Origin of the sequence: Rhizobium fabae, assembly GCF_003985135.1 — a bacterium.
Classification (GTDB): domain Bacteria; phylum Pseudomonadota; class Alphaproteobacteria; order Rhizobiales; family Rhizobiaceae; genus Rhizobium; species Rhizobium pisi.
In genome coordinates, this window is sequence record NZ_ML133646.1 from 382,118 (window position 1) to 394,467 (window position 12,350).

General features: G+C 61.2%; 11 protein-coding genes. 5 read left to right on the top strand and 6 right to left on the bottom strand.

Going from position 1 to position 12,350, the window contains the following annotated elements:
* Positions 1 to 7: 7 nt before the first annotated feature.
* A complete protein-coding gene (locus tag EFB14_RS04950) occupies positions 8 to 2,524 on the bottom strand; it encodes a hypothetical protein (protein ID WP_126823229.1) in 2,517 nt (838 codons plus the stop codon).
* Between the two features lie 188 nt (positions 2,525 to 2,712).
* Between EFB14_RS04950 and EFB14_RS04955 the strand changes: the two genes are divergently transcribed.
* Positions 2,713 to 3,765 carry a LacI family DNA-binding transcriptional regulator gene (locus EFB14_RS04955; RefSeq protein ID WP_126823231.1) on the top strand — a complete coding sequence of 351 codons (1,053 nt, stop codon included), beginning with the start codon at positions 2,713 to 2,715 and terminating at the stop codon, positions 3,763 to 3,765.
* 35 nt (positions 3,766 to 3,800) lie between these two features.
* Positions 3,801 to 4,331, top strand: coding sequence for an NADPH-dependent FMN reductase (locus EFB14_RS04960; protein ID WP_126823233.1), 531 nt, complete (start codon positions 3,801 to 3,803; stop codon positions 4,329 to 4,331).
* Between the two features lie 21 nt (positions 4,332 to 4,352).
* Here EFB14_RS04960 and EFB14_RS04965 read toward each other — a convergent pair whose 3' ends face one another.
* Genes EFB14_RS04965 through EFB14_RS04985 form a run of 5 tightly spaced genes read right to left on the bottom strand, consistent with a single transcriptional unit; the run spans position 4,353 to position 9,468 of the window.
* The gene (locus tag EFB14_RS04965) at positions 4,353 to 5,096 is read right to left on the bottom strand and encodes an ABC transporter ATP-binding protein (protein WP_126823235.1); all 744 of its coding nucleotides are present in this window, start codon (positions 5,094 to 5,096) and stop codon (positions 4,353 to 4,355) included.
* A complete protein-coding gene (locus EFB14_RS04970) occupies positions 5,093 to 5,938 on the bottom strand; it encodes an ABC transporter ATP-binding protein (RefSeq protein ID WP_126823237.1) in 846 nt (281 codons plus the stop codon). The genes EFB14_RS04965 and EFB14_RS04970 overlap by 4 nt, the downstream gene beginning before the upstream one ends.
* Positions 5,925 to 6,827, bottom strand: a complete 903-nt coding sequence (locus EFB14_RS04975) for an ABC transporter permease (RefSeq protein WP_126823239.1) — start codon at positions 6,825 to 6,827, stop codon at positions 5,925 to 5,927. The genes EFB14_RS04970 and EFB14_RS04975 overlap by 14 nt, the downstream gene beginning before the upstream one ends.
* A complete protein-coding gene (locus tag EFB14_RS04980) occupies positions 6,824 to 7,852 on the bottom strand; it encodes an ABC transporter permease (protein WP_126823241.1) in 1,029 nt (342 codons plus the stop codon). Before EFB14_RS04980 ends, EFB14_RS04975 begins: the two co-directional genes overlap by 4 nt.
* A gap of 20 nt (positions 7,853 to 7,872) precedes the next feature.
* Positions 7,873 to 9,468, bottom strand: coding sequence for an ABC transporter substrate-binding protein (locus EFB14_RS04985; protein ID WP_126823243.1), 1,596 nt, complete (start codon positions 9,466 to 9,468; stop codon positions 7,873 to 7,875).
* A 131-nt stretch (positions 9,469 to 9,599) separates the two neighbouring features.
* On the opposite strand from EFB14_RS04985, the gene EFB14_RS04990 reads away from it, so the two are divergent.
* From EFB14_RS04990 to kdgD, 3 genes are all read left to right on the top strand, one after another.
* On the top strand, positions 9,600 to 10,310 hold the full coding sequence (locus EFB14_RS04990; protein ID WP_126823245.1) for a FadR/GntR family transcriptional regulator: 711 nt from the start codon (positions 9,600 to 9,602) through the stop codon (positions 10,308 to 10,310).
* A 65-nt stretch (positions 10,311 to 10,375) separates the two neighbouring features.
* Positions 10,376 to 11,350: a mannonate dehydratase gene (locus tag EFB14_RS04995; protein WP_126823247.1), complete on the top strand. Its 975-nt coding sequence runs from the start codon at positions 10,376 to 10,378 to the stop codon at positions 11,348 to 11,350.
* Positions 11,351 to 11,386: 36 nt separating this feature from the next.
* Positions 11,387 to 12,313 carry a 5-dehydro-4-deoxyglucarate dehydratase gene (gene kdgD, locus EFB14_RS05000; protein WP_126823249.1) on the top strand — a complete coding sequence of 309 codons (927 nt, stop codon included), beginning with the start codon at positions 11,387 to 11,389 and terminating at the stop codon, positions 12,311 to 12,313.
* Positions 12,314 to 12,350: the final 37 nt, after the last annotated feature.

Sequence of the window (12,350 nt, forward strand, 5' to 3'; positions counted from 1 at the left end):
ACCTCGCTTACGAGGCCGCGCGCCTAGGCTGCCTGCCCGGTACCTCCAAATGTACCGCGTCTCCCCGCACCGACCAGTCCGAAGGACGAAGAATACGGCCTTCGGCGCGCACGGTACCGTCCTCTTCGAAGACGACCTGGCCATAATCCGGATCGATGACGATCAGTGCGCCCTCGTCGTCCCGGCGGGCCGAAAGCCTGGCGAAACGCGCCTGCATGCCGTCAAGGCCGCCGTCGCGCTCGAGATCGGAGAGACGAACGATCCAGCGGCTTTTTCGGCCGGCGAGCCGCAGCTCCATACCGGTCGTCGGGCCCTCCTTCACCGGCGTCAATGCTCCGCTGCCGATCAGCATCGTTAGACCGTTGCCGGAGCGGGCAAGCGCCAGATTGCCGTCAACTGCGGTTTCGTCGAAGGCCTCGACAGGGAACCAGGCATGGGTGAAATTCGGCTGGCCTTCATGGATCTCGAAATCGAGGATCGCCAGATCGCGATACTGGTGCACGCGCGGCAGCGTTCCGCAGCCGCCCCAGAAGCTCGGACGCCCGTAACCGAACTGGATGGTTTCTCCGGGATGGTTGATCCAGATCTGTGCTTCCGGCCGGTCGCCCAGGCGCAAATGCAGCACCGTCTCCTGATAGCCCCAGGCGCCGGGTCGATAGTGCGCAATGGTGCCGAGCGCGGTGTCGCGCGTCTTGTAATGATAGAGCGCGGCGAAGCGGTTCTCGCCCTGGGAAAAGGTCCATTCCTGCGCGTCGTCGGATTGGTGCGCGGCAATATCGGCCAGCGACTCGGGGAAACGCAATCCATGATCGCGGATGCAGACGGCAAGCTGCGGCAAGGCGTGGACGCGCCGGCCATACCAGCCACGGCCCCAGAGAAGGCGGGCGATGGCTGACAGTTCGACCGAGCGGCCGGGGCGCAGCGTGTGTTCGTAGGAACGGCCCTGGCTGCCGGTCAGCATGCCGTGATGGGCCGAGCGAGCGACGATCTCCATCAGGCGGACGATGCTGGCACTCGCCCGAGCACGGATCGTCTCGTCAGGCGCGCAGGCGGCCAGCGCCGTCAGGCCCTTAAGGTCGATCGGGAAATAGGGAACGGAATTCCACTCGGCCATTTCCCAGCGCTCGAAGTGATCGAGCCAGGCCCGCACGCGCTCCTCGCCGACTTTCATCTGCTCGACGCCGGTGCGGCCGGAACGGACGAAGACGGCGTTGGGGAAAAGCCTGCCGCCGAGATAGGCGGCGGTATGGAAAAGAAGCGCGTGGTTTTCCGAAAAATACCACTGAACGTCGTTGCCCGGCTCGTCCATCCAATAGCGATAGCGGAGAACGGCCTGCTCGATCCTTTCCCGCAGACCCGGCGACAGTAGATCGCTCCAGCGCGTATAGGCAAACAGCAGCGGCACGAGCACGAAATCGGCACAGTCGTGACAGTCCTCGATGACCGGCAACATGGCCGAGATCATCGCCTCGGTCTCCTCGCCGCCCTGCCCCAGCGCCAGGCGCGCAAAGGCGCAGACCGTGTCAGGCTCGGAATGCGCCGCGACCTCGGCAAGCGCCTCGGCGACGCGGTCATCCAGCGCGGCGGGCGCTTCCCCCTGGGGGTGACAGATCTCGACGCCGAGCGTGCGGCCGATGGAAAACTCGCCGGCCTTGAAGGCGATTCGGAAATGGCGGAAATCAGCCGGCATCCGCTCTGACGTGCCGAGATCAAGCCTCGTCGCCCCTTTCTCCAGTTCGAAATCATAGTCGAAACGTTCGGTCGACATGAAGTCGCCTTCGATCTCGACATGACAGGTCAGCGCCACCGGCAGCGGCTTGGGGAAAAGGATCGTTACATCCTCGCCGAAATAAGCGGTGCGGTCGAACCTGATCCCTTCGAGGATCGCTTCAAGCGCATCCGCATCACCGGCCGCGACGGGAACGGGAACCGACGTTTCGACCTCCGGCCCTTCGAGATAATCCAGCTGGAAATAGAAACGGGCGTCGCGCTCGGCGAGATCGTCGAAATAGATGAGGATCTCATTGAGGCCAGCCGCCAGCTCGACCTCGAAGACCTGTTGGGCCTCGAGGTTGCGCTCGTAGGGCGCCATGAAACCCCGTTCGTCACCGTTGACGAAGAGGATTGCGCCGCCACAGGTCGACAGGCGAAGCGTCGCAGGCCCCGCCGACCGGGCATCCAGGAAGGTGCGTGCACAGCAGCCGATGCGCGTCGGGCGAAACCAGAAGCCGGACAGGTCAACGCGCGGGGACCCGAAGGGAAGCCACCAGCGGGTGGCCTCGAATTCGGCGGCCGGCTGCGGCCGCCGTCCGGAGAATGCTTGCTTGAATTCAGTGCGGCAGGGATATTCATGAGGAATGAAGTTCTTCGTCTTGGTGACGAAGAAGAAGGGATCCATCCTGCCTTCCATCGGACGGTCGTCGACGTCATAACGCTCCTGCCACAGATGGGCGAGCTGCCAATAGACGATCGGGTTATTCTTCGCCGTTGCACGGCGGAAATAGGCTTGCTGCTCGGCGGCCATGCTTAGCCCACGCGAACCTTGAAATGCCGGACAAAACGCCGACGGATGGACTGGCCGTCAAACCGCATCTTCAAAGCCTCCCTGCTCTGTTGCTTGTCGCGGACTCCTCGCGACAATTGTGCATAGGCATTCCATTTGCGCAATCTGAAAGATTTTTGCATAAAGGGAGAGGGAGCGAGGAGATGCCTATGACGGCGGACCAGAAAAAAGGCAGGCGCACGCGCCTCGACGACATTGCCGCCAGATGCGGCGTCTCGATCAGCACGGTGTCGCGAGCGCTGGCAGGTGAAAAAGGCGTAAGGCCGGAAATTCGCAAACTGGTGCTGGAAACGGCGAGCGCCGTCAGCTATGCCTTGCCGGCAAGTGTTGCGGGCAAGAAGGTGATGCTCGTCGCCTCCGGCGCCGCGATGATCGACTATGTCCGCAACCAGTTCACGCTTTACGTTCTTGAAGGGCTGAATGCGCGTGCATCCGCCCTCGGCATCGAGGTGGCGATGCGCCCCGTCGCCGACAAAGGGGATGAAGCGCGCGTCATCGCCGAAATGCGTGACGACGTGAGCTTCGGCGGCATGCTGATCCTGACCGTCGACGAGGAAGATATGCTTGCAGCAGCCGCAAATCTTGGGAAACCCGTCGTGCTCGTCAACAGTGACGATCCCTATATGCGGCTTTCGAGCGTGACGCCCTGCAACCGCTCGGCCGCCTTCATCGCCGCCGAGCGGCTGATCAAGGCTGGGCACGAACGCATCCTGTTCATGCTGCGGCCGGGGCGACGGACGATCGAGCGGCGTCTGGAGGGCTGGCGCGATGCCCTGCAGCATCACGGGCTGAAAGCCGGTGCCGATCTGGTGCTCGAAGTCGACGACTGGCTGCCGGAACTCGGTGCAGAGGCGATCACCCGGCTCGTCCGCCAGAAGGGCCTGTTCTTCACTGCCGTCCTGACGGCGGGCGACAGTCTTGCCGACGGCGCCGTGCGCGGATTGCAGGCGGCGGGTTATGCCGTGCCGCGGGACATCTCGGTCATGGGCATAGACGACCTGCCGCAATCAGCCTTTCTCAATCCGCCGCTCTCGACGGTGCATATTCCGATGCGCGAACTCGGCGCCACCGCGCTCGATCTGCTGCGTGACATGATGCTCGGCCTTGCGACTCCGCGGCGGCGCGTCGAGCTTTCCTGTCATCTCGTCGAAAGGGGCAGCGTCGCCGTCGCCAGCCGCCCGACTGCCGCTGACCAGATTTGAGCCGATCGCACGAGGCCGGAGGTTATACCGACACCATGAAATTCTTGGCAATTTCCGGCAGCGCTCGCAGAGCCTCTACCAATACGGCCCTGCTGCATGCGCTGCAGTCGGCTGCCGGTTCGACGCATACGGTCTCGGTCTATGACCGCGTGGGGGAACTTCCGGTCTTTTCGCCCGATCTGGAGTTTCCGGAGCCTCCGCTTGAAGTGGCGGCGCTTGCAAGAGCTATAGCGGATGCAGATGGACTGATCCTGGCCAGTCCCGAATATATCAGGTCAATTCCTGGCGGGTTGAAGAACGCCATCGACTGGCTTGTCTCCCGTGACGAGGCGATCGGCAAACCGATCGTGCTTGCGCACGCATCCCATAGAGGGGATGACATGCTGCACCAGCTACGCGTCGTTCTCGCCACGCTCAGCGATCGATTCAACGAGGAGCTCTTCCTTCGGTTCCACCTGATGAAGCTTTCCCCGGACGAGATTGGCAAGCATCTTTCCGAGCCTCGGCATCAGGACGAGATGCGCCGTTTCCTCGACGCTTTCGCAAGCTATTGCAAAGCAGCCTGACGTTTTGTGGGTCGATCCCCATCAAGCTTCGATGAAGCTTGCCTCAAAGAGCTCTCGCGCATAGGCATCATGCGTGATGCCGGCCTGCAGATCTTCCTTGGTAAGCTCATCCACGAAGCCGCCGTTCTTCATGATCAACACCCGGTCGCACATATGCGCGATGACAGCGAGGTCGTGACTGACGAGCAGATAGGTCAGTCCCTTCTCTTCGCGCTGATCGGCAAGCAGGTTCAGAATTTCGGCCTGGATGGAGACATCGAGCGCCGAAGTCGGCTCGTCGAGCAACAGGATCGGCGGTGACAGGATGAGTGCCCGGGCGATGGCGACGCGCTGCCTCTGGCCACCGGAAAGCTCGTGCGGAAAACGGCTTGCAAAACTCGCGGGTAAACCGACCTGGACCAGGGCCTTTTCGACCTTTGACCAGATATCGGAATGCCGCATTGCGCGTAGCGGTTCCGCCAATGCGGTGCCGATGCGATGACGGGGATGGAGGGATCCATAAGGGTCCTGAAACACCATCTGGGCGATGGTCAGTTCCTCGCGGGAGCGCTTCTTTCCGATCGGCTTTCCGCCGAGCTCGATCTGGCCCGTCCAGCTACCTTCCATTCCGGCGAGGCAACGCAGCACCGTCGATTTGCCGCATCCGGATTCGCCGACGATGCCCAGGGTCTCCCCCCGGTTGACCTGAAAGCTGACGCCTCTGACGACATGATTCCTGTTCTTGCCCGACGCAAAGGTGACATCGAGATCCTGCACATTGATCATTGCGCTGTCTCCAGATCGAGTTTCGCCCTGTCGAGAACCGCGAGCCGGCGAACCGGGTTCTTCGGGTCGGGCAGCGCTGATATCAGGCCGCGGGTATAGGGATGGCGAGCCTCTTCCAGGCTGGTCAGGGTTTCCACGATCCTGCCGGCATACATGACGATGATCCGCTCGCAGAAGGCTGCCACCATGCGAATGTCGTGGCTGATCAGCAGCAATCCCGAATTATTCTCTCGCACCAGCTCATCGAGCAGCAGGAGCACGTCCTTGCGGACGCTGACGTCGAGAGCCGAGGTCGGCTCGTCGGCGATCACCAGTTTCGGCCGGGCCACCAGCATCATCGCGATCATCACGCGCTGGCCCATGCCGCCTGATATCTGGTGGGGATAGAGCGCCATGACCCGATCCGGATCACTGATGCGCACGCGCGCCAGCATGGCGTGGGCAGCATCCTGCGCCTGGCTTCCGCGAAGGCCGAGATGAAGGCGCGCGGATTCGGCGATCTGCTTGCCGATCGAAAGCACCGGATTCAACGAATAGCGCGGGTCCTGCATGATCAGGGCGATATCCTTGCCCCGAAGCGCGCCCATCTGACGCTCGGTCTTCGAAAGCAAGGAACTGCCGGCAAGATCCAGGCGCTCGGCGGATTGCATGGCGGCCGGCGGCAAAAGGCGCATGATGGCACGGCCCGTCGTCGATTTGCCGGAGCCGGATTCTCCGACAATGCCGACACGTTCGCGTCCGACGTCGAAACTGACATTGGAGACGGCGGGCACGGCGCCCCTTCCGAAACGAACGCTCAATCCCTTGACTGACAGAACGGGCTGAAGATCACGATCTTGCATGGCGGGGATCCAGAATGTCGCGCAGAGCATCTCCGGCGATGTTGAAGGCAAGGCTCGTCAGCAGGATTGCGATACCCGGCATGACGGCGACCCACCAGTAATCGAGCATGAACTTGCGGCCGTTGGAGATCATCGCGCCCCATTCCGGCGCGGGCGGCTGGGCGCCGAGCCCGAGAAAGCCGAGAGAGGCCGCCGTCAGGATGATGCCCGCCATATTGAGCGTCAGGCGAACGATGACTGAAGGAATGCACATGGGCGCGATATAGAGAAGGAGGATGCGCATCGGCGAAGCGCCGTAAAGGCGGGCGGCGACTACATAGTCGGCGTTTCGGACGACGAGTGCCTCTGCCCGGGCAAGTCTTGCGATCGGCGGCCATGCGGTGAGCGAGATGGCGATGATCGCCGTGCCCAACCCCGCGTCGAGCGCGGCGGCAAAGGCAAGCGCCAGGATCAGCGACGGAAAGGAGAGGACAATATCGGTCGCGCGCATCAGAAACGCATCCGTATTGCCGCCGAAGAAACCCGCGACGACACCGATCAGGAGGCCGATCGGCCCGACGATCAGCGAGACCGCAAGCACGGTCTGAATGGTGATGCGCGTGCCGAAGATGAGGCGGCTAAGGATATCCCGGCCGAACTCGTCCGTGCCGGCCGGATGAGCGAGGCTTGGAGGCTGCAAAGCATCGCCAAGCGCCTGAATGGTCGGATCATAGGGCGCCAGAAGCGGCGCGAAAATCGCCACGACGCAGAGGATGCCGAGGACGGCGAAGCCGGCGAGACCAAGCGGCTCGTCGGCCAATTTACGGCCGGCGCGCGCAAAAGAGGCAGCAACACGGCTCGGCACGCTCGGAGGCCGGATGCGAATCTCGCTGTGGACGGCATCGCTCATCGGGTTGCCTCCCTCATACGCGGATCAAGCACGGCGTAGGCGACGTCGGCCAGGAAGTTCAGCAACATAAAGATGAATCCCACGATAATAGTGGCTGCGACGATGGCGTTCATATCGCCGATCATCAGCGCGTTGGTCATGTACTGGCCGATGCCCGGCCAGGAGAAGACGATCTCGGTCACGACAGCGCCTTCGAGCAGCCCGCCATAGGAAATTGCGAGAATGGTGATCAGCTGCACCGCGATATTCGGCAGGACGTGGCGCAAAATCGTGCCGGTCGGACTCACGCCTTTAGCGCGGGCGGCAATCACATAGTCCTGGCTCAACTGCTCCAGCGTGAAGCTGCGGGTCATGCGGGTGATATAGGCCATCGCCGCGTAAGCGAGGATGAAAGCCGGCAGGATGATATGGCCGAGCGCATTCCAGAAGATTTCAGTCTCGCCCTGCAGCAGGCTGTCGACCAGCAACAGCCCGGTCTGTGGCGTGACGAGGCCTTCGTAGAACACGTCGACCCTGCCCGGCCCGCCGACCCAGTTCAGACCCGCATAAAAGATGACGAGCCCGACGATGCCAAACCAGAAGACCGGCACCGAATGCCCGACGAGGGCGATCACGCGGGCAAGCTTATCGATCAGGCTGTCGCGGAAAAGGGCAGCAGTAAGCCCGAGCGGAACGCCGACGAATGTCGAAATGATCACGGCAAGCGTTGCAAGCTCGAACGTCGCCGGAAAGGCCTGGGCGAGGTCGGCAGAGACCGGATTGCCGGTCAGAGCGGCCGTGCCGAAATCACCGTGCGCCAGCCCGTAGAGATAGAGGTAGAACTGCTGGTAGATCGGGAGATCGAGGCCGAGACGCGCCCGCATCGCCGCATAGGCGGCGGGATCTGCGAGCTCGCCGACGATCGCGCCGACGGGGTCTGTGGGCAGGACGCGGCCGATCACGAAGGTCACACATAGGAGGATGAACAGGCTGACCAGCAGATGCGCCAAGCGTCGGCCAAATTCGGCTGCGGAGAGTTCCTTCATGATCGGCTGCCTCGGGGGTATTACTGGGTTTCAGACTTTGTGACGTCCTCGAGGCGAGTCAGCTGGGTCGGATGTCCCACATATCCCTGTACCTTGCTTGACAGGACGATCGGCTCGAAGCGCTCGAAGAGCGGAAGCACCGCCGGCTTCTGTTCCACGAACATCTTCTGCATCTGAACGTAGAGTTCGCCGCGCTTCTTCGGGTCTGGCTCCATTGATGCCTTGGCGGTCAAGGCCGTCAGTTCGGGAATGTCCCAGGCCGAGCGCCAGACGAAATTGCCGGCATTGTTGGCCTCTTTCGAATTGTCAGGGTTGGAGGAGAACTGCTCCATCGATCCGAGGACATTCGGCATGTAGGCGCTGGTCTGCGGGATCAGCAGGTCAAAATCCCTGGCGCGATGGGCGGCGATGATTTCCGAGCCGTTGCCCTGCTGGATATCGATTTTGATACCGACCTGAGCGAGCGATGCCTGGATCGCCGTGGCAAGATCGATGCGCGGTGTCTGGGCGATGGTCTTCAGCGAAAGCGAAAAACCGTCCTTGAACCCGGCCTCGCTCAAGAGCTGCTTGGACTTTTCGACGTCGAGATGCCAATCGGGATTGGGGATCGCATATTCGAAATTCTCCGGGACGGGAACGTTTCTGGCCCGTCCGTAAGGCCCCATGATCGTCTTCTCTATGCCCTTGTAGTCGATGCCGTAGGCAATGGCCTCGCGAACTTTCGGGTTGGAGAGGTACTGATTGCCGGCATTCATCGACAGCACGTAGAAGCCGCCGGTGGGAATCCGCTGAATGGCGAAGCCCTGCTTGTCCTTGAATGTCGCAAGATCCGATGCCGTCAGAGCGCTGGCAATATCGATATCCCCGCGCTCCAGCATCAATCGCTCGACCTGGCTTTCGGGAACGTGCCGGACGATGACGCGACGCATCTTCGGAACGCCGGCCACATAATCCTTATTGGCGTCGAGGATCACCAGTTCGTTCGGAGACCAGCGATTGAGGGTGAAGGGACCGGAGCCGGCCGAGTGCGTCCGCATCCAGGCGTTTCCCCAGTCATTTTCGGCGACATGCTTCTGCACTTCGACGCTGTCGACCACGCTGGTGGTCGAGGTCGTGAGCCGGTAGAGCAGCATTTCGGCCGTCACCTGACCGGAAAAATCGATGCGCACAGTCTTGTCGTCGACTGCCGTGACGAGCTTGTCGACATTGTCCTTGTCATAGCCGATGCGCTTGAGGTTTGCGGCAGCGGCCTGATCGAGCTTCAGGAGGCGTCCCAGCGAATAGACGACATCTTTAGCGGTCACCGGATTGCCGGTGGCGAATTTGGCCTGGCGCAGCGTGAAGGTGATGCCCTTGTCGTCAACCTTCCAGCTTTCGGCCAACTGCGGCACGATCTTGCCGTCAGGGGTGCTGTTCACCAGCCGATCGTAAAGGTTCGACATGATCTCGACCGCTTTTCCCTCGGTCGCCTGATGCGGATCGAGGGATAGAACCTGCGCCAGGGATGTCCCTATCACCAACTGGTCCTTCGGCGTGGCGGCATGCAATTGCGGCGCGGCGATCGTCAATGCGCCAATGACGGCGCCGGCGAACAGGCCCTTAGAAAAATGCTTCATTGTAACTCCTCCCTGGATTACTATAGGAAACATATTATGTCGCCCGTATGTCGTATTATGATTTAACGAAGTCGGATATGATTTGCAAGACCCAGCGGGTGACCTTGATGCAAAGGGATTGGGAACAGGAAATGACAACACTCAGCCGCGGTCGGCAAAGACTGGCGCAGCAGGTTATCGATCAGTTGCGGGCGCAAATCGAGGCGGGGAAGCTGCGCGTCGGCGACCAGCTGCCGACCGAGCCGCAGCTTGAATCGACATTCGGCGTGAGCCGCACGGTGGTGCGTGAAGCCATTGCCGATCTAAGGGCAGCAGGCTTCGTCAAGCCGATACAGGGCAAAGGCGTCTTCGTCGCCGATCCCAAGGCTCATTCGGTATTGTCACTGACGCCGGTGGAAATCAAAAGCATTCCGGAAACCCTGGAATTGCTGGAGTTTCGGATGGCGGCAGAGGGCGAAGCGGCAGCAATCGCCGCCTATCGCCGCACCGCCGAGCAGGAGGCGGCCATCCGCGAAGCCAACCGCAGAATGGCAAGCCTCATCGAAACCGGGCAGCAAACGGTGGAGGCGGATTATGCCTTCCACATGGCGATCGCCGCCGCCACGAACAACCGGTTCTATGTCGATGTTCTGCGCCATTTTGGCCCGAGAGCCATCCCCCGCGGCCAGTTTCCGACACTGCCCGAAGCCAACGATCGCGACTATCTCCAGAAGGTTTATGCCGAACATGTGGAAATCCTGTCGGCCATCGCCGACCAGGATCCGGAGCGCGCCCGCCAGGCAATGCGTGCGCATATGATGGCAAGCCAGCGTCGCTACCGCATGCTCGCCGAGCAGCAATAAGGCTCGACTCTCTCAAAAATTCATATTATGTCATATGACATTATGAAGATTTGAGAGGGACTCTGATGTATCTGGGAACACAGGTGGCAGCGCGAGATGACGACGATTATCGCATCTTCGCGCAATTGGGTGTGAAGCATATCAGCGCCGACCCGCCGGGAAAGCCGAGCAGTTGGACGCTTTCCGATATCGAGCGCCATCGCGACAAAGTCGAAAGCTTCGGCCTGATCCTCGACATGATCCAGCTGCCCCTGCCCTCGCAGCCGATAGAGAAAGCTTCCTATCCCGACATCCTGCTCGCCGGCCCCGAACGCGACAGGCAGATCGATGCGGTCTGCCGGATGATCGAGAATGTCGCCGCGGCAGGTATTCCCGCGGTAAAATATAATCTCAACCTGATCGGCATTCCCCGCACGCCCGATGAACCAGGACGCGGCGGATCGCTGAATGCCAGCTTCCGCTGGGACAGGACGGACCAGCAGGCCGCGCCCGGTCTTGCCGGCGTTCTCTCAGAGGATGAAAACTGGGAACGGATCGACTATTTCCTCGAACGTGTCGTTCCTGTTGCCGAGAGTAACCGCGTCAGGCTCGCCTGCCATCCGCACGATCCCTATACGCCGCCGGGGTACCGAGGCGTCACGCGTGTCTTAGGCACGGTGGAAGGCCTGAAGAAATTCGTGCTGATGCGCGAAAACCCTTATCACGGCCTCAATTTCTGCCAGGGCTCGATCGGCGAGATGCTCGAAAATCCCGGCGAAGAGATCGACGACGTCATTCGCTGGTTCGGTCGGCGCGACAAGATCTTCAACGTTCACTTCCGCAACATTCGCGGCGGCAAGCTTTCCTTCATGGAGACCTTCCCCGACGAGGGCGACATGGACATGGTCCGCTCGGCCAAGATCTACAAGGAGGTCGGCTTCAAATACATGCTGATGCCCGACCATGTGCCGACCGTCAGCGGCAAGGACCCGTCCGCGACCGCCTTTGCCTTCTGTTACGGCTATATCGCCGCACTTCTGCAGATGCTCGAGAGCGCCTGACACGGTCAATTTTCAACACGTAAGGAATAGGACTTGATGATGAACCCGATTGAATTGAAGAAGGCCGTCGGCAGTGGTCTCCTCTCGTTCCCGGTTACGCATTTCGACGATCAGCTCAAATTTGACGAAGCGAAATACCGCCGTCATGTCGAATGGCTTTCGGGTTATGATGCGGCTGCGCTGTTTGCCGCCGGTGGCACCGGGGAGTTTTTCTCCCTCAATCCCAGCGAGATCCCGCAGGTCATCAGGGCCGCCAAGGCGTCGGCGGGCAAGACGCCGATCATCTCGGGAACCGGCTACGGCACGTCGCTGGCAATCGAGATCGCTATCGCGGCCGAGAAGGCGGGAGCGGACGGGCTTTTATTGCTGCCGCCCTACCTGATGTTTGCCGAACAGGTCGGCCTGGTCGCCCACGTCAAGGCCGTCTGCCAATCGGTCGGCATCGGCGTCATCGTCTATAACCGCGACAACGCCGTCCTGACCGCCGAAAGCATCGCGCGCCTGGCGGAGGAATGCCCGAACCTTATCGGTTTCAAGGACGGCGTCGGCGATGTCGACAAGGTCATCGAGATCACCACCCTGCTCGGCGACCGTCTCGTTTATGTCGGCGGCATGCCCACCCATGAGGTCTATGCACAGGCCTATTTTGCTGCTGGTGTGACGACCTATTCATCCGCCGTCTTCAACTTCGTACCCGCCCTCGCCCAGCGCTTCTATACCGCCCTGCGCGGGGGCGATCAGGCAACCGTCGACGAGATCCTCAAGAGCTTCTTTTTCCCCTTCGTCGCCTTGCGCAATCGGAAAAGAGGTTACGCCGTCTCCATCATCAAGGCCGGCCTTCGTGTCCTTGGGCAGAATCCAGGGCCTGTCCGCCCGCCTCTGACGGATCTTACCCAGGAAGAACTCGCGCTCTTGGAAAAGATCGTGGAGGCAAATGGCGTCCAACGGATTGCGGCTGAATAATACGTTGGCCGTCCGGGCCGCCGGGCTGCCCAGCGGT